Source organism: Streptomyces sp. NBC_00212 (genome assembly GCF_045206365.1).
In the GTDB taxonomy this organism is placed as follows: domain Bacteria; phylum Actinomycetota; class Actinomycetes; order Streptomycetales; family Streptomycetaceae; genus Streptomyces.
In genome coordinates this window covers 3,376,766-3,398,037 of sequence record NZ_CP108115.1, presented here as the reverse complement: position 1 = coordinate 3,398,037, position 21,272 = coordinate 3,376,766, and the positions used below count along the sequence as shown (strand labels likewise).

At 70.4% G+C, this 21,272-nt stretch carries 19 protein-coding genes; 13 read left to right on the top strand and 6 right to left on the bottom strand.

Features of this window, described 5'->3' with window-relative positions; genetic code table 11:
* Window positions 1-203 precede the first annotated feature (203 nt).
* The gene (locus OHA17_RS15350; RefSeq protein ID WP_406507129.1) at window positions 204-1,082 is read right to left on the bottom strand and encodes a L,D-transpeptidase family protein; all 879 of its coding nucleotides are present in this window, start codon (window positions 1,080-1,082) and stop codon (window positions 204-206) included.
* A gap of 199 nt (window positions 1,083-1,281) precedes the next feature.
* Here OHA17_RS15350 and OHA17_RS15345 point away from each other — a divergent pair, with 199 nt between their 5' ends.
* From OHA17_RS15345 to OHA17_RS15330, 4 genes are all read left to right on the top strand, one after another.
* Entirely contained in the window at window positions 1,282-2,862 is a 1,581-nt protein-coding gene (locus tag OHA17_RS15345) for a methylmalonyl-CoA mutase (RefSeq protein ID WP_406507128.1), read from the top strand.
* Window positions 2,863-2,940: 78 nt separating this feature from the next.
* Complete coding sequence (gene leuE, locus OHA17_RS15340) at window positions 2,941-3,597, top strand: leucine efflux protein LeuE (RefSeq protein WP_406507127.1); 657 nt, start codon at window positions 2,941-2,943, stop codon at window positions 3,595-3,597.
* Window positions 3,598-3,660: 63 nt separating this feature from the next.
* Complete coding sequence (locus OHA17_RS15335) at window positions 3,661-3,984, top strand: Uma2 family endonuclease (RefSeq protein WP_406510723.1); 324 nt, start codon at window positions 3,661-3,663, stop codon at window positions 3,982-3,984.
* 353 nt (window positions 3,985-4,337) lie between these two features.
* Entirely contained in the window at window positions 4,338-4,706 is a 369-nt protein-coding gene (locus tag OHA17_RS15330; RefSeq protein ID WP_406507126.1) for a Uma2 family endonuclease, read from the top strand.
* Between the two features lie 19 nt (window positions 4,707-4,725).
* On the opposite strand, the gene OHA17_RS15325 is transcribed toward OHA17_RS15330, so the two are convergent.
* The 3 genes from OHA17_RS15325 to OHA17_RS15315 form a co-directional block, all read right to left on the bottom strand.
* Entirely contained in the window at window positions 4,726-5,859 is a 1,134-nt protein-coding gene (locus OHA17_RS15325; RefSeq protein WP_406507125.1) for an acyltransferase family protein, read from the bottom strand.
* A gap of 208 nt (window positions 5,860-6,067) precedes the next feature.
* Window positions 6,068-6,556, bottom strand: coding sequence for a MarR family winged helix-turn-helix transcriptional regulator (locus OHA17_RS15320; RefSeq protein WP_406507124.1), 489 nt, complete (start codon window positions 6,554-6,556; stop codon window positions 6,068-6,070).
* Window positions 6,557-6,591: 35 nt separating this feature from the next.
* Entirely contained in the window at window positions 6,592-8,133 is a 1,542-nt protein-coding gene (locus tag OHA17_RS15315) for an FAD-dependent monooxygenase (RefSeq protein WP_406507123.1), read from the bottom strand.
* 38 nt (window positions 8,134-8,171) lie between these two features.
* Here OHA17_RS15315 and OHA17_RS15310 point away from each other — a divergent pair, with 38 nt between their 5' ends.
* The 3 genes from OHA17_RS15310 (at window position 8,172) to OHA17_RS15300 (ending at window position 11,326) form a co-directional block, all read left to right on the top strand.
* A complete protein-coding gene (locus OHA17_RS15310; RefSeq protein WP_406507122.1) occupies window positions 8,172-8,819 on the top strand; it encodes a TetR/AcrR family transcriptional regulator C-terminal domain-containing protein in 648 nt (215 codons plus the stop codon).
* Between the two features lie 792 nt (window positions 8,820-9,611).
* Window positions 9,612-9,893, top strand: coding sequence for a hypothetical protein (locus tag OHA17_RS15305; RefSeq protein ID WP_406507121.1), 282 nt, complete (start codon window positions 9,612-9,614; stop codon window positions 9,891-9,893).
* A gap of 596 nt (window positions 9,894-10,489) precedes the next feature.
* On the top strand, window positions 10,490-11,326 hold the full coding sequence (locus OHA17_RS15300) for a MerR family transcriptional regulator (RefSeq protein ID WP_406507120.1): 837 nt from the start codon (window positions 10,490-10,492) through the stop codon (window positions 11,324-11,326).
* Window positions 11,327-11,368: 42 nt separating this feature from the next.
* Here the strand turns inward: OHA17_RS15300 and OHA17_RS15295 are convergent, their stop codons facing one another.
* Together OHA17_RS15295 and OHA17_RS15290 are read right to left on the bottom strand one after the other, a co-directional pair.
* Window positions 11,369-12,691 (bottom strand): alpha-2,8-polysialyltransferase family protein, encoded by a 1,323-nt coding sequence (locus OHA17_RS15295; protein WP_406507119.1) that lies wholly within the window; start codon window positions 12,689-12,691, stop codon window positions 11,369-11,371.
* Entirely contained in the window at window positions 12,691-13,674 is a 984-nt protein-coding gene (locus OHA17_RS15290) for a glycosyltransferase family 2 protein (protein WP_406507118.1), read from the bottom strand. Before OHA17_RS15290 ends, OHA17_RS15295 begins: the two co-directional genes overlap by 1 nt.
* Before the next feature lie 187 nt (window positions 13,675-13,861).
* On the opposite strand from OHA17_RS15290, the gene OHA17_RS15285 reads away from it, so the two are divergent.
* The 6 genes from OHA17_RS15285 (at window position 13,862) to OHA17_RS15260 (ending at window position 21,253) form a co-directional block, all read left to right on the top strand.
* Window positions 13,862-15,223 (top strand): DUF6716 putative glycosyltransferase, encoded by a 1,362-nt coding sequence (locus OHA17_RS15285; RefSeq protein WP_406507117.1) that lies wholly within the window; start codon window positions 13,862-13,864, stop codon window positions 15,221-15,223.
* Window positions 15,223-16,479: a cytidylyltransferase domain-containing protein gene (locus OHA17_RS15280; protein ID WP_406507116.1), complete on the top strand. Its 1,257-nt coding sequence runs from the start codon at window positions 15,223-15,225 to the stop codon at window positions 16,477-16,479. Before OHA17_RS15285 ends, OHA17_RS15280 begins: the two co-directional genes overlap by 1 nt.
* Before the next feature lie 15 nt (window positions 16,480-16,494).
* Window positions 16,495-17,442: an N-acetylneuraminate synthase family protein gene (locus OHA17_RS15275; RefSeq protein ID WP_406507115.1), complete on the top strand. Its 948-nt coding sequence runs from the start codon at window positions 16,495-16,497 to the stop codon at window positions 17,440-17,442.
* A gap of 15 nt (window positions 17,443-17,457) precedes the next feature.
* Window positions 17,458-18,549 (top strand): hypothetical protein, encoded by a 1,092-nt coding sequence (locus tag OHA17_RS15270; RefSeq protein ID WP_053728313.1) that lies wholly within the window; start codon window positions 17,458-17,460, stop codon window positions 18,547-18,549.
* 230 nt (window positions 18,550-18,779) lie between these two features.
* Entirely contained in the window at window positions 18,780-20,051 is a 1,272-nt protein-coding gene (locus OHA17_RS15265; RefSeq protein ID WP_406510722.1) for an amidohydrolase, read from the top strand.
* Window positions 20,052-20,191: 140 nt separating this feature from the next.
* Complete coding sequence (locus tag OHA17_RS15260; protein WP_406507114.1) at window positions 20,192-21,253, top strand: BMP family protein; 1,062 nt, start codon at window positions 20,192-20,194, stop codon at window positions 21,251-21,253.
* Window positions 21,254-21,272 lie beyond the last annotated feature (19 nt).

Here is a 21,272-nt window from a genome sequence, read left to right as displayed (position 1 = left end):
CCGAAGTGCAGGTCAGAACCGGCAGTAACGTTTTTTGAGACGGTGGCGCAGTACTGAGTGAGCCGACTGGTCATCGGCGGCGCAGAAGAGCCGGGGTTCCCCCCGTACCCATGGCTCCGCGCGAATGGCGCGGGCGGGACACGTTCCCCCGGTCCCGCCCGCGCCCTCCCTCCTTGGACCGGCCGCCACCAGCGGCCCGGCGGCTACCAGTAGACGACGACCTTGTCGCCGATGTGCACCGCGTCGAAGAGCGCCGCGATCTTGCCCTTGTCCCGGACGTTGACGCAGCCGTGCGAGGCGCCGTTGTAGCCGCGCGCCGCGAAGTCCGACGAGTAGTGCACCGCCTGGCCGCCGCTGAAGAACATCGCGTACGGCATGGCCGTGTGGTAGATCGTCGAGACGTGGTTGCGGCTCTTCTCGAAGACCTTGAAGACGCCCTCGCGGGTCGGCGTGTACTGCGAGCCGAAGCGCACGTCCATCGTCGACTGCACCTTGCCGTTGACGACCCAGGACAGCGTGCGGCTGGTCTTGCTGATGCACATCACGCGGCCCGTCATGCAGCGCGGATCGAGCTTGGCGGCGGGCTTGTTGACCGCCTGGCCGGCCAGCTCTTCGGCCGTCGGCTTCGTCGTCATGGCCAGCAGCCTGTCCCAGGTCACGCTGTCCGTGGCGCCCGTCTCGGCGAGCCCGCGCCTGCCCTGGAAGCCCTTGACGGCCGCCGTGGTCGCGGCCCCGTATGTGCCCGTCGGGGTGTCGTCGAACCAGCCGATCTGGGCGAGCCTGGCCTGGAGCTCCTTGACCTGGCTGCCCTTGGCGCCGTTCGACATCAGGACCTTGGGCGCGGGCTTGGCCGCGGTGGTGGCCGATGCGGTGGGTGCGGGCGAGCCGGCCGGCTTGTCGTCGGTGAAGGTGGAGACGGAGGGGGTGGCCGATGCGGATGCCGAGGGCGACGGCGATCCGGGCGTCGCGGGAGCGGCCGCGTCGGCCTTGGAACTCTGCGGACTGCACCCCACGGCCACGGCTATGACGGCGGTCGCGGCGAGGGTTCTGGCTATGAGAGTGGTGCGGTGGTTCCGGCGCATCGGTCGCCCCCCTGATTCTCTGGTGTCCCCAGAGACAGATTCCCGCGCCGAACGGTTGCAAAAGCAGGTAGTCGTATCACGAAAGCTGTGGGCAAGCTCCCAGCGTGCGCCTCTCCGTCTGCCGCACGCCCGCCGCTACAGTCCCCTCGCGAGGATTGGGTACCAGTGAGTAGTAGAGCTCTAGCGGGAGGCACAGCACATGGCGCGAGAGTCCGAATCCGGGTTGCCCATCGAGCCGGTGTACGGCCCGTCAGCTCTGGAGGGATGGGATCCGGCCGAGAAGCTGGGGGAGCCGGGGGCGTATCCGTTCACGCGTGGTGTGTATCCGTCGATGTATACGGGTCGGCCGTGGACGATGCGGCAGTACGCGGGTTTCGGCACGGCTGTTGAGTCGAATGCGCGGTATCAGCAGTTGATCGCGAACGGCACGATGGGCCTGTCGGTGGCCTTCGACCTGCCGACGCAGATGGGGCACGACTCGGACGCGGCGATCGCGAGTGGCGAGGTCGGCAAGGTGGGGGTGGCGATCGATTCGATCGACGACATGCGGGTGCTGTTCCGCGGGATCCCGCTGGACAGGGTGTCGACGTCGATGACGATCAACGCTCCGGCGGCGCTGCTGCTCCTGCTGTACCAGCTGGTCGCCGAGGAGCAGGGGGTGGCCGCCGACCAGCTCACCGGCACGATCCAGAACGACGTGCTGAAGGAGTACATCGCGCGGGGTACCTATATTTTCCCGCCGAAGCCGTCGCTGCGGCTGATCGCGGACATCTTCAAGTACTGCCGGGCCGAGATCCCGAAGTGGAACACCATCTCGATCTCGGGGTATCACATGGCGGAGGCGGGGGCCTCGCCCGCGCAGGAGATCGCGTTCACGCTGGCCGACGGCATCGAGTACGTCCGCACGGCGGTGGCGGCCGGGATGGACGTGGACGACTTCGCCCCGCGCCTCTCCTTCTTCTTCGTGTCGCGCACGACGATCCTCGAAGAGGTCGCCAAGTTCCGTGCCGCGCGCCGGATTTGGGCGCGGGTGATGCGGGACGAGTTCGGTGCGAAGAACCCCAAGTCGCTGATGCTGCGCTTCCACACGCAGACGGCGGGTGTGCAGCTGACGGCGCAGCAGCCGGAGGTGAATCTGGTCCGGGTCGCGGTGCAGGGGCTGGCGGCGGTGCTGGGCGGGACCCAGTCGCTGCACACCAATTCCTTCGACGAGGCGATCGCCCTGCCGACGGACAAGAGCGCGCGCCTGGCCCTGCGCACGCAGCAGGTTCTGGCGTACGAGACGGATGTGACCGCCACCGTCGACCCGTTCGCCGGGTCGTACGTCGTTGAGCGGATGACGGACGAGGTGGAGGCGGCGACTCTGGAACTCATGGAGCGGGTCGAGGAGTTGGGCGGTGCGGTCAGCGCGATCGAGCACGGCTTCCAGAAGGGCGAGATCGAGCGCTCCGCCTACCGCATCGCCCAGCAGACCGACTCCGGCGAACGCGTCGTCGTCGGCGTCAACCGCTTCCAGATCGACACCGAAGACCCCTACGAACCCCTGCGCGTCGACCCGGCCATCGAAGCCCAACAGGCCGAACGCCTCGCGGCCCTGCGCGCCGAGCGCGACCAGGCCGCGGTGGACGCGGCGCTGGCCGAGCTGAAGAAGGCGGCCGGGGGCGTGGACAACGTCCTTTACCCGATGAAGGACGCCCTGCGAGCCCGCGCCACGGTGGGCGAGGTGTGCAACGCGCTGCGCGAGGTGTGGGGGACTTACGTGCCGACGGACGCGTTCTGACGCACCCGCCCGATCAAGGCATTCCGTTCAGTGGGACGCCCCCGTCGGGTGTCGTACCCGCGTGCGACACTCGGCTCCATGCTGGGTGTGACCGATCTTCCGACCTATCTCGCCGGCCTGGTGCTGATCATCCTGTTGCCGGGCCCCAATTCGCTGTACGTGCTGTCCGTCGCCGCCCGCCGCGGGGTGCGGGCCGGGTACGCGGCCGCCGCCGGGGTCTTCACCGGCGACACGGTGCTCATGACGCTGTCCGCGCTCGGCGCGGCCTCGCTGCTGCAGGCCACGCCGCTGCTGTTCGCGGCCGTCAAGTACGCCGGCGCCGGCTATCTGACCTGGCTGGCGATAGGCATGCTGCGCCAGGCGGTGGCGATGTGGCGGTCCCGGCATGAGCAGTCGGAGGACCGGTCGGCCGGCGCGTCGCCGGAGGCCGCGGGCGAGCGGCCCTACCGGCGGGCGCTGATGCTGAGCCTGTTCAACCCGAAGGCGATCCTGTTCATGATCTCCTTCTTCGTGCAGTTCGTGCGGCCCGACTACGCCTACCCCGCCCTGTCGTTCCTGCTCCTCGGCGCGCTGCTCCAGCTGGGCAGCTTCCTGTACCTGTCGACGCTGATATTCAGCGGCACGCGCCTGGCAGCGGCCTTCCGCCGTCGCAAGCGCCTGTCGGCGGGCGCGGCGTCGGCAGCGGGCGCGCTGTTCCTGGGCTTCGCGGTGAAGCTGTCGCTCAGCGGGGTGTGAGCGGGAGGCGGGCGCGGGCCTGCCTCCGGCTACTCTCGGCGGAGAGGGTTCCCCGCCTGGGCCATCGTGGATGCCGATTACAAGGACGCCCTGGTCACGAAGAACTGCTACGGCCAGAGCGTCTTCCGCCTCGTCCTTGAGGTGACGTCGTCCAATTGGGGCAACGATCTGGTCACCAAGGCCGAGACGTACGCCGAGGCCGGTATCCCCGTGTACGTCATCGCCGACCGCAAGCACGGCGAGGTGCTCGTCCTCACGGATCCGGTGGGCGACTCCTACCGCACCCGCTCCCGCTACGAGCGGGGCCAGAACGTGATCGTGCCGCAGTCCGTGGGCGTGAGCCTGGAACTGCCCGTGGATGTCCTGCTCGACGGGGACGGCGACTGAGCGGCCCGGTCAGGGGGGTGCCGGGCGGGCTGCGGATGCATTCTGACCAGGGCGAATCCCTCGAATGGGTGATCGGGGGCGGAATTCGCGCGGCCCCGGTTGCGCTCGTGAAGAGTGAGCCCTGAAAAGGAGGACGCCGGGGCTGTGCTGCAACACAAGCTGACGTTGGGCGAAGCCGCCGACCTGCTCTCCAGCGCACTGCCCAGGCACCGCGTGGAGATTCTCCAGGGGAGGCTCACTGCGACACCGTCGCCGGACGGCGCGCACGCGCTGTCGTTGACCTGGCTGGTCGAAGTGTTGGCGGAGGCGGGCGCACGGCGGGCCGGGCTTCGGTACGTCCAGGGCATCGGGCTGTGGCTGCCTCGCTGGCCGACGACTTCGCGATTCCCGACTTCTCCGTCGTTGACGCGGACTTCCGTGACGCCCTCGTCCAGAAGAACTGCTACGCCCCCAATGTTTTCCGTCTGGTGTTGGAGGTGACGTCGTCGAACTGGGCCGACGACCTCGGGCCTAAGGTGGAGTGCTACGCCCAGGCCGGGGTCCCGGTCTACGTCGTGGTGGACCGGCGGCACGACGAGGTACTGCTCTTCGCCGACCCGCATGAGGGCACGTACAAGGCGCGCACCTCGTACAAGCGGGGCACGCACCTGGTGGTGCCTGAGTCCGTGGGTGTGACGCCCAAGCTGTCTGTGGACTGGTTGCTCGATGGCGAGATCGACTAGATCGGCGATGGGCTGATGCTCAGTGGGTCGTGAGGGACTTTCGCAGCAGCGGCGTCGCCCAGCGTTCCACGTAGCGGTTCAGTAGCCAGGCAAGCGCCAGCATCGCCGCGATCGTCAGGGCGAAGGTGGCCGGGGCCGGGATGTGTAGTTTGCGGTGCAGTACGCCTACCACCACCCAGCCCAGGTGTTCGTGCACCAGGTAGAACGGGTACGTGAGGGCGCCCGCCACGGTGAGCCAGCTCCAGTTCGCCCAGCGGAAGTAGCCCAGCGCGATCGCGCCCACCAGCAGGAATCCCAGCGTGATGATGGCGATGATCACCGAGGCGTGCCGGTTGGAGAAGGCCGCCGGGTTCGGCTTGTGCCACAGGCCCGCGACCGCGTAGTGCTGGCCGACGGCCCAGCTGACGGCGACGATGCCCCAGGCCGTGACGTCCCGCCGGTTGCGGTGCAGCAGGTACAGGCCCATGCCGCCGATGAAGAAGGGCGCGTACTCGGGCATGAACACGGCGTCCAGGAAAGGCTGTTTGGCCGTTGCGGTGAGTGCGGCCGCGAGCGTCCAGCCCGCGCAGAACAGCACGACGCGGCGGCGGGTCGCGCCGGGCAGGACGACACACAGGGCGAACAGGGCGTAGAAGCGGAGCTCGGCCCAGAGCGTCCAGCACACCCCCAGCACCCGGTGCACGCCGACCGGCATCTGAAGCATGGTCAGATTCACCACGAACTCGCTGGGCGTGACCGTCTTGTAGACGACCCAGGGCAGTGCGAACACCGCGGTGATGATGATCAGGGCCGCCCAGTACGCCGGGTAGAGCCGGGCCACGCGCGAGGCGAAGAACGAGCGGAGCGGCCGGCCCCAGCCGCTCATGCAGATGACGAAGCCGCTGATGATGAAGAAGATCTGCACGCCGAGGCAGCCGTAGGAGAACCACTCGTGGGTGGCGGGGAAGAGCTTCTTGGGGGAGACCCCCCAGCCCTTGCTGATGTCGCCGGAGCGGCCGCCGTAGTGGTAGAGCGCGACCATGAGGGCGGCGACCAGGCGCAACCCGTCGAGCGCGCGGAGCCGGGAGACCGGGGCCGCCACCGGGGCGCGCTCGGCCGTCCGCTGCGGCTGACCGCCGCCGGTGCTTCGTACCCGCGGCAGGGTGTTGGTCACGGCTTTCCTCTTCCCGGCGTTCCGCTGCGGCCCGGCGGGCCTTGGCGTCGACAGAGTAGGGCCGCCGCGGCCCCGAAATGGGGTCGCGGCGGCGGAGTTCGGCTGCCCGACGCGGCACGTTCATCTGGTGCCGGGACGGGTTTGCCTGGGCGTCGATTCGGCGGCCGGGCGTATGTGAAAGCGGGGCGTCTGTACAAGAGGGGGCGGCTCAGTGGTGCCAGGCCTTGCCGTCCACGTTGTGGATCATGCGCTGGAGGGCCTTGAGAGCGCGTACGTACTCCTCGTCCGTGATCCCGGCGTGGATCAGCTCGCGGGTCTCCCGCTGTCGGGCGGCGGCTCGCTCGTACAACTCGCGTCCGGTGTCGGTGAGTTCGAGGGGCTCGGAGGGGGTCTGGGTGAGCAGTGCGCGCGCCGCGAGCTCGTCGATGGCGTCCTCGATGACGGGGGCGCCCATGGCCAGGTAGCCCTGGAGGACGGCCACCGCCTCGGCGCGCGTGCGGCCGGTGGACGCCTGGTGGAGGACCCACCACTGGGGCTGGGTGAGGCCCAGCTCCGCGAGCATGCCGCGGATGCGGGTCACCACCGCGTCGCTCGCGGCCCGGCTCCAGTAGCCGATCGGCTGGGCGGCGAGTCCGGCGTCGTCGTGGGAGTACGTGAACTCGTCGGCCTGAGGGGTGGTCAGCGTGTCGTTGTCCATGCCTCACGACCGTAGAAGCTCAACCGGACTTGAGGTCAAGGGCGTTCGGCCGCGCCGATCGAGGCGAGGTAGTCGTCGAGACCGGTGGCGTCCTCGCCGGCCCAGCCGACGTAGCCGTCGGGGCGGACCAGGAAGAGCCCGCGTCCGTACGCCTCGTACGCGCCCAGCTCGTGCACCCGCACCAGGCCGCCGGTGAGGGCGGGGGCGGGGGTGTCGAAGGCGAGCAGGGTGAAGTGCGGGCCGCGCAGCAGGTCGAAGACGCGGCCGTCGGGCAGCCCCCCGTCGGGGGCGCGGTCGCCGGCCTCCAGGGCGCCCGCGCGGCCGGTGGAGAGCGGGCCGCCGCGGTAGCCGAGGCCGAGCTGGCGGACCTCGGCCCGGCGCTGGCTGTTCTCGCCGACGATGGCCGCGCGGTGCAGCCGCGTGCTCATGCCGAGCACTCCCGCGGCGATGGGCCTGCGCTCCTCCTCGTACGTGTCGAGCAGGGTGTCCGGGGCGCCGCGGCGGAGCACCTGGGCGAGCTTCCAGCCCAGGTTGTACGCGTCCTGGACGCTGGTGTTGAGGCCCTGGCCGCCGGCGGGGGAGTGGATGTGGGCGGCGTCGCCGGCGAGGAAGATCCGGCCCTCGCGGTAGCGGTCGGCCAGCGCCGCGCGGGGGCGGAAGTCGGAGGCCCAGTGGACCTCGGTGATCTGGTCCTCGGTGACCGCGGTGCGGGCGGCGACGAGCCTTCGGACGCCCGCGTCGCTGGTGTCGGGGACGGCGTTCTCGTCGGAGTACTGGGCGATCAGCTGGAAGAGGCCGGGGGCGCCGGGCAGCGGGCAGAGCACGGCTCCCCCGTCTGAACTGCCGTTCCACACATGCCAGTTGAGGTCGTCGATGATCGCGTCCTCGGTGACGGTCAGGTCCGCGACGAGCATCGGCTTGGGGTCGACGCTCTCGCCCTCCATGGCGATGCCGAGCGCGCGCCGGATGCCGGAGCGGCCGCCGTCGCCGGCCACGAGGTAGCGGGCGCGGACGGTGCGGCCGTCGGCGAGGGAGGCGGTGACGCCGTCGGCGTCCTGGTCGACCGCGGTCACCTCGGCGCTGAAGGCGACGTCGCCGCCGAGGCTCTTGAGGCGGGCGTACAGCAGCTCCTGGAAGCGGGCCTGGCCAAGGAGCAGTGCGTTGGCGTAGGGCTCCCGCTCGGTGGGCTCGGCGCGCTCGATCATGTCCCACTCGCGGCCGCGCTCGGTGCCGTCCGGGCCGACCCAGTCGCGCATCCTCGGGTAGTCGCGGCCGGCCCGCAGCACGGTCTCGGCCAGGCCGAGGTCGTCGAGCAGCTCCAGGGTGCGGGGCTGGATGCCCTTGCCGCGCGAGCCGGGGAAGAGCCGGTCCGCCTTCTCGACGAGCAGGGCGGGGACGCCTCGGCGGGCGAGGTCGATGGCGAGCGTGAGGCCGGTGGGGCCCGCGCCGACGATGAGGACGTCGGTGGTGGTGGCTGTTCTGGCGGCCGCGAGGGGGGTGGCCGAGGCCTCGGAGGTGGTGGCCGGGGCCTCGGACGCGGCGGTCGTGACGGTTTCCTTAACGCTGTTAAGTTCCATGTCCGGAAGCATGGGCTTAACGGTGTTAAGTTGTCAAGGTGGCTACGACGAAGATCGACCGGGCGCAGGTCGCCGACACCGCGCTGAGGCTCCTCAACGAGCTGGGCCTGGACGGGCTCACGCTGCGCGCCATCGCGAAGGAGCTCGGCGTCCAGGCCCCGGCGCTGTACTGGCACTTCAAGAACAAGCAGGCACTGATCGACGAGATGGCGACGGTCATGTACCGCCGGATGACCGCCGGCGGCGTGCCCGGCACGGACTGCGACAGCTGGCAGGAAGGGATCCGCGCCTTCAACCGCGCCCTGCGCGCGATGCTGCTCGCGTACCGCGACGGCGCGAAGGTGTACGGAGGCGCGCGCTTCACCGGCACCGACCACGCGCAGTCCATGGAGGCGTACCTCGGCATGATGCTGGAGGCGGGCTTCGCATTCCGTGGCGCGGTACGGGCCGCGATGACGACGTACCACTACACGATGGGGTTCGTCGAGGAGGAGCAGGGCTCGGAGCCGCGGCCGGGCGAGCGGGGGCGGGGCGTCGACGTGGCGGAGCGGGCGGAACTGCTCGCGGCGTATCCGCTGGCCGCGGCGGCGGGGGCGGAGATGTTCGAGGGGTTCGACGAGCGGTTCGAGGAGGGGTTGGGGGTGGTGGTGGCGGGGATCGAGGCGGTGTATTTGGCTCGGGGGTGAGGCTGGGGTTGCCCGGGGGGAGTTTGCCCACCCTCCCGCCCGTTACCCAGCGTTGGAAGGGCTGGACTCCTGGGGCTGCGCCCCAGACCCCCGGGGGTTTGCCCACCCTCCCGCCCGTGCAGGGGGTGGGATGAGCTGAGCCCTGGGGCTGCGCCCCAGACCCCCTTGCGGGGACTTCGTCCCCTGCGCCCCTCTCTGGGGCTGCGCCCCAGACCCCGACGGCGTTTGCCCGCCCTCCGCCCGTGACGGGGGTGGGAGGGTTGAGCCCTGGGGCTGCGCCCCAGACCCCCTGCGGGGACTTCGTCCCCTGCGCCCCTTTCCGCAACTATGCCCGCCGCGCTCCTCCCGCGGCTCGGCGCGGCTTGGCTCCGTTCGGCTGGGGCTCGTTGGACCCGCTCTGCCCCGGCCCCCGGAGGGGCTCTATTCCTCGGATCCCCCGGCCCCCGCCCCCCCCCCAGGCCCTCGCCCCGCCGGGCTCCCCCTCCCCCGGCAGATCGACTCAAGGCGCGCTCCAGGCTTCCCCCCTTTTCGGAGAGTGGTGCTGCTGTCCGGCGCGCCTGCCGAAATCTTTCTCCTGCCGACTCTGGAATTGGACATGTCATAAATATGGAGGGGGGTGAGGGGTGAGGGTGGAATAAAGGGGGCGCCTTTCTGGGGGCGTGCGTGTTTTAACTCGCAACCTCTTTATGCTCCCGCGCGCCCGAGCGTTACTCGCATTCCGTCGAGACATCGGTGATAAAACTGTCGTTGTCCAGCTCGTCGGATGGTTCTACTAAGCAGAAAGGTGGAGTCATGATTGCAGGTTTCAAGCGAGTGATCGCTCTCGGCGCTGCTACTGCCGCGCTCACCGCAGGAGTGGCTTTCTCCTCGGTCGGTGTTGCGGAAGCCGCGCCGTCGCACACGGTCGTGACAGCGGTTCACGGTGGCAAGGAAAGGTGCCACGTGGTCAAGGGGTACTGGACGAAGACCTGGCACAAGGCCACGCGTGACCGGCACGGCAAGGTCCACCCCGGGTACTGGACGAAGACCTGGCACAAGGCGCGCAAGGTCTGTGATCGTCACCGATCTCACTGATCTCACTGACCCGAGCAAAGAGTTTGTGAGGCCTCCTTAAAGAGGTCATCAAAAGGGGTGCGGGGCTTCCCTCCGAAACTTCGGGGAGGCCCCGCACCCCTTTTTGTTTTCATTCTGTGGGTTTGCTGTGAGTCGGGCGTGCGCGTATTTCAGTGCTCCAAGTGCTTCAAGTTTTTGTGCCCTCGGGGTTGTCAGATGTTGTGCGGGGATTGTGATTCTGGGGTGGCTCATTCACGTTCGTTCACGTCTGTTTCGCGTGATTGCGGAGGGGTTGCCCAGCGAGGTGAAGTGACGGTTCAGCTGGCTGTTCCCCTGGAGATTTCCTTGAAAATCTACCTCGTGAAAGCTGCGTGATGGCTGGGGTGATGACTGCTTGCTTTGCGGGCCGGGGCGCGTATGTCGCGTACGCGCTGGCGCACGATCTCCGATGGCGCGCGCGTGTGTGTGGGAGCAGATGCCGCCCGACGGGGGGACGGGGGCGGAGCCCCTGCGGGGGGTAAAGCCGCGGAACCCGCCGAGGTCCCCGCCGGCGCCCCGGGCGCGCCACGTAGCTTCTTGACCCTCACACCGTGTCAGGCAGTCAGCTCGGAGCCATCATGTTCACCATCGGAGACTTCGCCCGGCACGGCCGCGTATCGGTCCGGATGCTGCGTCACTACGACGCGACCGGCCTGCTGCGCCCGGCCCACGTCGACCCCGCCAGCGGCTACCGCCACTACACCGCCGCCCAACTCGCCCGCCTCAACCGGATCATCGCGCTGAAGGACCTCGGATTCACCCTCCAGCAGGTCCGGGACATCGTGGACGAGAAGGTCGGTGCCGAGGAACTGCGCGGCATGCTGCGGCTGCGGCGGGCCGAGCTGGAGACCGCCATGGCGGCCGCGTCGGCACGGCTGGTCCAGGTCGAGGCGAGGCTCCGAGCGATCGAGAGCGAGGGGCACATGCCCACGAACGACGTCGTCATCAAGAGCGTCCCCGCCATCCGGGTGGCGGAACTGACCGCGAACGCCGCGAGTTACGAGCCCGAGGACATCGGCCCCGTCATCGGGCCGCTGTACTGCGAGCTGTTCCGGCTCCTGGGCTCGGCGGGTGTCACCCCGGCCGGCCCCGGTGTCGCCTACTACGAGGACGCGCCGGAGGGCGGCGGCAGGATCCGCGTCCACGCCGCCGTTCAGGTCGCCGCCCCTCTCCAGGACGGCGCCTTCCGCGACGGCGCCTTCCGCGTCCTCGACCTGCCGCCCCTCGGCCAAGCGGCGACCATCGTGCACCGCGGCTCGATGGACACCGCGCTCCCCACCGCCCAGATCCTGGCCCGCTGGATCGACGCCAACGGCTACCGGTCGACCGGGTACCCGCGCGAGATCAACCTGGAGTGCCCCGAGAACCAGGACGACTGGGTCACGGAACTCCAGGCGCCGGTGACCAGGGCCTGATCGACCGCGCCCTCCCGGGGGGCAAACACCCCGTGCAGCCCCCTACGCCCCCCGCCGCACAACCCCCCGAACCCGCCGGGCAACCCTGCGCACCGTCGCGTTGCGCGGAATGAAACCCAGCTGGGACGGGATCGCGCCCGGCAGCCCCAGTGCCGTCAGGCGGCGGCGCTTGAAGTACCGCCACGTGTGGGCATCCAGGGACGCGGCCAGGTACCGCTCGGCCGCGTCCCGCAGGTCCGGCCGCAGCTCGGGCTGCATCGCGTACCCCACCGCGGGGAGCAGCCCCGCCAGGTCCACCTCGGGCGCCGAGCCCGGCTCCAGCGGAGGCAGCAGCGCGTCCGCGATGGTCACCGGCACCCGGTTGCTGTTCTGGTAGGGGGCGAGCCGGTCGAGGAGGAGCTCGGTGCCGACCCGGGCGACCGGGATGCCGTAGAAGGACGAGGCCGTGAGCAGTGCCGTGGAGAAGCAGCCCACCACCAGCGCGGGGGAGAGCCGCTCGTACAGCACCTCGGCGAGCAACGGCCGTTCCAGGACGGTGAGTTGGACGCCGAGCGTGGCTGCCTCTCGGGTCAGCTCGCGCGACCACGCCGGCGGCGCCGAAGGGTGCGGCTTGAAGACGATCCGGCCGTGCCCCCCCGCCGCCGCTCCCCGCAGCATCCGCAGATGCAGTTCCTCCTCCTGCGGGGGAGTGAGGATGGAAAGGGCGGACAGATACTGGCCGAGGAGCAGTGCCACCGGCTCGGAACCGTCGGCGTCAAGACCCAACTCGGCCTCGGCCGCCGCCAGTTCGCCCACTGTCTTCAAGAAGGCCGCCGTCGGCACCGTCTCGTTCGGCACCCCGAACTCCCCGAGCAGCAGCGGGCTCAGGCCCGGGACCAGGTCCAGGTGGAGGACGCGTCGCACCCGCGTCCCGATCAGCGGGTCGAGCTTGTTGCGGGTGGGGCCGTACGTCATCAGGCCGTCCGCGTACACGGTCAGTGGTGCGTCGGGGAAGATCTGGGCCACCGCCTGGGCCGGGTTCACCTGGATGGATTCCAGGGCGAGTTCGATCCGGTCGTCCGACAGGTCCCACAGGACCCTCAACTGCCGTTCCCACAGCGGGACATCGTCCGGACGCGGGGACCAGCCGCCCGGGTGGAACGGGGCGATCGTCTCGTTCCAGGAGAGCACCCCGTCGAAGCGGCCGCGCAGCTGGGCGAAGCCCGGCATGGTGTCGAGGGTGGGCGAAGTCTCCGGCACGGGCGCGTTGTTGCTGATGAGCAGCAGTCGCCGGTCCGCCGCGGGGAAACATCCGCTGTCGAGCGCGGCGGCCAGGGTGGCCACCCCGTACAGCGTCGACGCCGCGAAGATCTGAGTGGTACGCATCAGGCGGCAGCCCCTGCCGAAGACGTGGCTGGGCGGTGCCGCAGGCGGCGCAGGCGGGCGGCGCGACGGGAGTCCATCGAGTTCAGCGCGTCCTTGAGGTGGTCCTGCGGCATGCGCCTCAGGGCGGCCGCGCTCAAGGCCCGGAGTTTTCTCGCCACTGCCGGTTCGAACCTTTCGATGCTGCTCATATGGTGGGAAATGATCGCGCAGTACGTCCGTATCGCTTTCGGCAGCAGTTCGCCCGCATTCGGGTCCTTCGCCGTTTCTTCGATTACTTGATCGAATGCGCGAATGAAATCGAGTTGTCGGGCATCGCCGATTTGGGTCAGCGACGAGGCGACCCCGCGCCGGTAGAACACGCCGAGCTGCCCCGTCACCGCGAACGACTCCGCCTCGCGGTGCAGCCGCCAGATCCAGGGCCGGTCCTCGGCGGTGCGCAGTCCGTCGGTGAAGTGCAGCAGGCCGCGCTCGGCGAGCCTGCGGTGGTACATCCCGGCCCAGGCGTACGCGTAGTCCACCGACGTCGAGCGGGTGGCGGGCAGGATCGCGTCCCGCGGGGACATCACCTCGCCGCGCCGGCCGTGCGGAACGCGGTGCACCGTACGCTCCTGGCCGGTCACCTGGACGTGGTCGGTGCGGATGAAGTCGCAGCCCAACTCCTCGATGGACGACAGGAGTTGAGCGAGATGACCCGGGGCGAGCCAGTCGTCGCCGTCCAGGTACGTCAGGTATTCGCCGCCGGCCGCGTCCAGGCCCGTATTGCGAGCCGTGGCCAGGCCGCCGTTGCGTTCGTGTCTCAGCAGCACCGCCCCCGGCAGCTCGCGCTCGGCGCGTTCGAGCAGCTCGATCGTGCCGTCCGACGAGCAGTCGTCGACCAGCAGGAACTCGAAGTCGTCGCGGGCGTTCGCGCGCAGACTTCTCAGGGTGTCGGGTGCGTAGTCGCGCACGTTGTAGAACGGCACGATGACGGAGAGCTTGACCACGGCCGTGACGCTATGGCGCCGCCCGTCATTCGTCCTGTCCGGCACGGAGATGCCGGGTGAACGAAGAATGGCGGGACTGTTAACCGGCCCGTCGGCCCGCCCCGCACGCCTTTCGTAGTCGCGCTGTTAACCAGTTGTTGCAGTTGAGTTGGGCCGCGAATCCGCGGGGCTTTCTAGTTTCTACGGCGTGCCATCACGTACCGATTCAAGGCTGCGGATCGCGGTTCTCGCGGATTCGGACACCCGGTGGAAATGGGGTGCGCTCACCGCGCGCCGTCTCGCCGAACAGGCGTCCGGGGCCGACTCCGCCACACCCCGGCCCGCCGCGCCCGAACCCGACGGCTTCCTGCTGCGCGGCCGCGCCACCCCCACCCCTCGCCAGCTCGCCGAGGTGGGGGTGTCCCCGAACGCTCTGCGCGAAGTGACGATGGCTCAATTCCTCGACATGGCCGGGGAGTTGGGCAACGGGAGTGCGTACGACGTCATCGTGCTCGCGCTCGTCGGCGGCGCCGCCCAGGCCGCGCTGCACGGGCTCGCCGCCCGCTGGCCCGGGCACGCCCGGCGGCCCGTGATCGTCACCGGCTATGTCGGCGTCGTCTACGAGAAGCTCGCCGACGGCCTGCTCCTGCGGCACGGCGCGGATGTCGTGCTCGCCAATTCCCGGCACGACGCCGAGCGCTTCCGCGCGGTGTACGAAGGTGTGGGCGCCGACGCCTCCGCCGTCACCGAGGCCGCCCTGCCCTTCCTCGGCGGCGCCGCGTACAAGGAGGAGCCCGGCCGCGACACGGTCGTCTTCGCCGCCCAGCCCTCCGTCCCCGAGAGCCGCGCCGACCGGCAGTACCTGCTGCGCCGCCTCGTCGACCACGCCCGGCGCCACCCCGGGCGCGAGGTCGTCCTCAAGCTCCGCTCCAAGCCCGGCGAGCACACCACACACATCGAGGAACACCCCTTCCAGGGACTCGCCAAGGGCATGGACCTGCCGCCCAACTTCTCGCTGGCGTACGGGAACATGGGCGAGATCCTGGACCGCACCGACCTCCTGGTGACCGTGTCCTCGACCGCCGCCCTGGAGTCCCTGCACCGCTCGGTCCCGACGGCCGTCCTCACCGACCTCGGCGTACGCGAGGTCCTCGGCAACCACCACTTCCTCGGCTCCGGCTGCCTCGCCTCCTGGGACCGGCTCGACGCCGGACACCGCCCCGCGCCCGACGCCGACTGGCTCGCCGCCCAGGGCGTGGCCCCGGGCGAGGCGTACCACCGCGCTTTCGATCAAGTACGGGAGCGAATGAGCGAGTTGCTTTCGAAGGAAAGCCTGCCGCCGATCGCCCCGTACTACACCGCCGCCACCGCGCCCGGCTACCTCCCGGGCATCCTCGCCCGCCACCACCTCGCCCCCGACGGCACCCCGCTGCCGGGCGCGGCCCCCACGAACGAGCCGACCGGCCTGCGCCGCGTGATCCGGGACGCCGTGCGCGACGCGGCCCGCGGCGCCTACCGCCACGGCGTACAGCGGGTCGCGCCCGTGATCCGCCGGATGGGAGAACTGTGATGCCCGAGACGCCCGTCTCACCGGGGTCCGCGACGACGTCCCCGGCCTCCTCCGCGAGTACGCCCCCCAAGGTCCTCGCCGTCATCCCCGCCCGGGGCGGCTCCAAGGGCGTGCCCGGGAAGAACCTGGCCTCCGTCGCCGGGGTCCCGCTCGTCGTGCGGGCCGTGCTCGCCTGCCGCTCGGCCCGCCTCGTCACCGACGTCGTCGTCTCCACCGACGACCCGGCGATCGCGGCCGCCGCCCGCTCGGCCGGGGCCGACGTGGTCCTCCGCCCGGCGGGGATCTCGGGCGACACCGCCTCCAGCGAGGCCGCCGTCCTGCACACCCTGGACGCGCACCCCGACACCGACGTGGTGCTGCTCGTGCAGTGCACCAGCCCGTTCCTGACCCGCGAGGACATCGACGGCGTGGCGGCCGCGGTCGTCGAGGACGGCGCCGAGACCGCCGTCACGGTCGCCCCCTTCCACGGCTTCCTGTGGCGCGAGTCCATCGAGGACGGAGTCGGCGGCGGCCAGGGCATGGGCCACGACAAGGCGTCCCGGCCGCGCCGCCAGGACCGCCCGCAGGACTTCCTGGAGACCGGCGCCGCGTACGCCATGGACGCCGAAGGCTTCCGCACGCACCAGCACCGCTTCTTCGGCCGCACCGCGCTCGTGCGCACCGACCCGGCCCGGGTCCTGGAGATCGACGAGCCGCACGACCTGGAGCGGGCCCGCGCGCTCGCCCCGGTCCTCGACCGGCTGCCCACCCCCACCTGCGACGACGTCGACGCGGTCGTCCTCGACTTCGACGGCACCCAGACCGACGACAAGGTCCTCATCGACGCCGAGGGCCGCGAACTCGTCGCCGTGCACAGGGGCGACGGCCTCGGCATCGCCGCGCTGCGCCGGGCCGGCCTGAAGCTGCTCGTCCTGTCCACCGAGCAGAACCCCGTCGTCGCCGCCCGCGCCCGCAAGCTCCGGATCCCCGTGCTGCACGGCGTCGACCGCAAGGACCTCGCCCTCAAGCAGTGGTGCGAGGAGAACGGGATCGATCCGGCCCGCGTGCTCTACGCCGGCAACGACGTCAACGACCTCCCCTGCTTCGCGCTCGCCGGCTGGCCCGTGGCCGTCGGCAGCGCCCACGACTCGGTGCGCGCCGCCGCGCGCGCCGTCACCCGCACCCCCGGCGGCGAAGGAGCGATCCGCGAGATCGCCGCCTGGCTCCTCGGACCCGAGCTCAACCACACCCCACAGCCCCACCACACCCCCGCTTAGCTAAGGAACACCCTCATGAGCAACCGTCTGCGCACCCTCGGCAGCCGCACCGCAGGTCCGGGCCGCCCCGTGTACGTCACCGGCGAGATCGGCATCAACCACAACGGCGACCTCGACAAGGCGCTCGCGCTGATCGACGCGGCCGCCGACGCCGGCTGCGACGCGGTCAAGTTCCAGAAGCGCACCCCGGAGATCTGCACCCCGCGCGACCAGTGGGACATCGAGCGGGACACCCCCTGGGGCCGGATGACGTACATCGACTACCGCCACCGGGTGGAGTTCGGTGAGGACGAGTACCGCACCATCGACGCGCACTGCAGGAAGCGCGGCATCGACTGGTTCGCCTCGCCGTGGGACACCGAGGCCGTCGCCTTCCTGGAGAAGTTCGACGTGCCGGCCCACAAGGTGGCCTCCGCCTCGCTCACCGACGACGAGCTCCTGCGCGCCCTGCGCGCCACCGGACGCACGGTCATCCTCTCCACCGGCATGTCCACGCCGAAGCAGATCCGGCACGCGGTCGAGGTGCTCGGCAGCGACAACATCCTGCTGTGCCACGCCACTTCGACCTACCCGGCCAAGGCCGAGGAGCTCAACCTGCGCGTGATCAACAGCCTGATGGCCGAGTACCCCAACGTGCCGATCGGCTACAGCGGCCACGAGACCGGCCTCCAGACGACGCTCGCCGCCGTTGCCCTCGGCGCCGCCTTCGTCGAGCGCCACATCACCCTCGACCGCGCGATGTGGGGCTCCGACCAGGCCGCCTCCGTCGAGCCGGGCGGCCTCACCCGCCTCGTCCGCGACATCCGCACCATCGAGGCCGCGCTCGGCGACGGCGTCAAGAAGGTCTACGAGTCCGAGCTCGCCCCGATGAAGAAGCTGCGCCGCGTCGCCGGTGTCGTCGCCCAGGCGGAAGCCGCCGAGGGCGCCGAGGCCGCTGGGGACCGCGCTCCGGCCGCGGTCTGAGGGGGCGGGCCCGCCGTGCCTCGGGACACCTCCGCCACCGTCGCCTTCGTGGAGAGCCCGGTCCAGCTGCTCAACGTCCTGGAGTGGGCCCATGCGCCGGGCCCGCTGCTCGACGGCGTGCCCGCGCAGCAGCGTCCCGGGGCGCCGGACCTGTCGGGTCTGACCGTCGTGGTGCTCTCGCCGACCGACCCCATGTCGCGCGGCCAGCTGCGCCGCATGGCCGAACTCGCCCGCGACGCGGGGACACAGGTGCGCTGGGAGGAGGCCCGGGGCGGGCTCACGGCCCCGCTGCACACGATAGGCGGGCTCACCCCGATGCTGCGGCGGGCCGACCGGATCGTCATGGGCGACCCGTTCTCGCGCTACGTACAGCTGCTGCTCACCGTCGCCCGCGCCCGCGACCTGGTGGTGGTCGACGACGGGACGGCCACCATGGAGTTCGTCTCCCAACTCGCCCGTGGCGAACGGCTGGTGCGCTGGCACCGGCGGGGCAGCCGGTCCGGGGCGCGCGACCTGCTGTTCGCGCCGGTGTCCGCGGCGGCCCGCCGCCGGCTCACTCCCGCGCGGCGCCGGGGCGTCGAGGTGTTCAGCGCGATGCCCATAGAGGCGCCCGAGGGCGTCACCGTCACCCCCAACACCTTCGGCTGGACCCGCGCGAACTTCGGGCCGCCGCGCCTGACCAAGGGCGCGGACCTGGTGGGGACTTCACTGGTGGAGACCGGTGTCGTCGACCCCGAGAGCTACCTCGCGGCGGTCGGCCTCCTCGCTCGTACGCACGGCGTGACGCGCTACTTCGCGCACCGCCGGGAGTCCGCCGAGAAGCTGCACACCCTGCACGCCCGCACCGGCCTGGAGGTCGTACGCCCCGACCTGCCGCTCGAACTCATAGCCCGGCGGGGGCCGGTGGGCCGGACGATCCTGAGCTTCCCCTCCACCGTCGTCCACACCCTGCCGCTCGCGCTCGCGGGCACCGGGGTGTCCGTCGTGGTCTGCGACATAGACCCGAAGTGGCTCACGGACAACGCCTCGCCGCGCGCCCAGGGCTTCCTGGACGGAGTGACGGGGGCGGCGCGCAAAGCCCATGGTCTGGCGACGGTGGCCGCCTAGCCGGGGCCCAACGGGCGTCCCGCGTCTCCTACTCTGGGGAGCGCGGCCCGTCATACCTTGGGGGAACGCCCGTTCCAGCGCATCGGGCAGAAGGACGAATTACTGTACCCACTTGTCACGATCGGCATGCGCCTTGTGACCAGCTTTCTTTCCCCTATGCGGCTGAACTTTTGTTGATCGCGCCCGAGTTGACCCTTGACGAGGCCTACCCTCAACGGGTGAACCAGTTGATGTCCCGTGAGTCGTCCGAAGCCGATCTGCCCGAGGAAGCACCGCTGCCCGGCGAGCTGAGCGAGGCCCTGTGTGCCGAACTCATCGCCTTCCGCCGGGACTTGCACATGCATCCCGAACTCGGCAACCAGGAGTTCCGGACCACCGCCGCGATCCGGGCCCGCCTCGAAGCGGCCGGCCTGAAACCGCGCGTGCTGCCGTCGGGCACCGGGCTCATCTGTGACATCGGCACATCAGAAGGGGCGCGAAGCTCGGCCAAGGGTGGCGGCGGGCGACGGGTGGGCGGCGTGCACCCCATGCTCGCCATCCGCGCGGACATCGACGCCCTGCCCATCCCCGACGCCAAGGCGGGCGTGCCCTACCGCTCGACCGTGCCCGACCGCGCCCACGCCTGCGGCCACGACGTGCACACCACGACCGTCCTCGGCGCGGGCCTCGTCCTCGCCGAGCTGCACCGCCAGGGCCGCCTCCCCGCCCCCGTACGGCTGCTCTTCCAGCCGGCCGAGGAGGTGCTGCCCGGCGGCGCCGCCGACGCGATCGTGGCGGGCGTCCTGGACGGCGTGGGCCGCATCATCGCCGTCCACTGCGACCCGCGCGTGGACGCCGGCCGGATCGGGCTTCGCCCCGGCGCCATCACCTCCGCCTGCGACCGCCTGGAGGTCGCCCTCGACGGGCCCGGCGGCCACACCGCGCGTCCGCACCTGACGACCGACCTGGTGACCGCCGTCGCGCGGGTCGCCTCCGACGTGCCCGCGCTGCTCGCCCGCCGCATCGACGCCCGCGCCGGGCTCGCCCTCACCTGGGGCCGCATCGAGGCCGGCCACGCCTGCAACGTCATCCCGATGCACGCCGAGCTGGCCGGCACGGTGCGCTGCCTGGACCTCGGGGCGTGGCGCGACGCGCCCGACCTCGTACACGCCGCGATCGACGAAGTGGCCAACCTGCACGGCGCCAAATCGGAGATCAACTACGTCCGCGGAGTGCCCCCGGTCGTCAACGATTCCGTCGTCACCGAGCTCCTCCGCGACGCCATGGCGGCACGCCGGGGACCGTATGCGATCGAGGACACGGAGCAGTCGCTGGGTGGCGAGGACTTTTCGTGGTACCTGGAGCATGTACCAGGGGCGATGGCCCGCCTCGGGGTCCGTACGCCCGGCTCGAATGCCCGGCTTGACCTCCATCGGGGTGATTTCGACGCGGACGAAGCAGCCATCAAGGTCGGCGTCGAACTCTTCACCGCCGCGGCGCTGCTGGACGGCAACCGCTCGTAACCGGACACTTCATCCCCTGTTCGCGGCGATTCGATAACGGCTTCCGAACAGGGCTTTACGCGACATCTACGCGCGTTACGATCCGACGCGAAACCAGCGCCGGTAGGGGCGCCTCGGTTCAGGTTTGAAGGGACCTCCTCTTGCGCCGGGTATCCAAGATCGCTGCGGCCGGTATTGCCACCGCCGCGCTCGCGCTTTCCGCCACCGCCTGTGGCTCCACGTCCTCCCAGAAGGAGTCGGGCACCTCCTCGTCGTCCTCCGGCGGCAAGGGCGTCAAGATCGGTGTCGCGTACGACGTCGGCGGCCGTGGTGACCACTCGTTCAACGACTCCGCCGCGCGCGGTATCGACAAGGCCAAGTCCGAGTTCGGCGGCTCCGTCAAGGAGCTGACCGCCAAGACGACCGACACCGAGGCCGACCGCGTCCAGAAGCTGAGCGACCTGGCGTCGGGCGGCTACAACCCCGTGATCGGCATCGGCTTCGCGTACGCGAACTCGATGAAGCAGGTCGCGGCCAAGTTCCCGAACACGACCTTCGGCATCGTCGACTCCGTCGTCGAGGGCCCGAAGAACGTCGACAACATCGTCTTCACCGAGGAGCAGGGCTCCTACCTCGCGGGTGTCACCGCGGCGCTGAAGTCGAAGTCCGGCCACGTCGGCTTCATCGGCGGTGTCGACGTCCCGCTGATCAAGAAGTTCGAGGCGGGCTTCGTCCAGGGCGTCAAGGACACCAAGCCCTCCGACAACGTCGAGGTCCAGTACCTGTCGCACGGCTCGGACACCTCCGGCTTCGCCAGCCCCGACAAGGGCAAGGAAGCCGCGCAGGGCATGCTCGACAACGGCGCCGACGTGATCTACACCGCCGCCGGCTCCTCCGGCACCGGTGCGATCGAGGCCGTCGCGGGCAAGAAGGGCGCCTGGGCGATCGGTGTCGACTCCGACCAGTACCAGCAGGCCTCGCTCGACAAGTACAAGAACTCGATCCTGACCTCGGTCGTCAAGAACGTCGACATCGGCGTCTACGACCTGATCAAGTCGGTCAAGGACGGCAAGCCGCTGGTCGGCACCAACAGCTACCCGCTGGCCAAGAACGGCGTCTCGCTGGCCACCAGCGGTGGCTTCATCACCGACATCCAGCCGCAGCTCGACGCGGCCAAGAAGAAGATCGTCGACGGCTCCATCAAGGTCAAGACGACCCCGTGACCCGCGGCGGTCACTGACC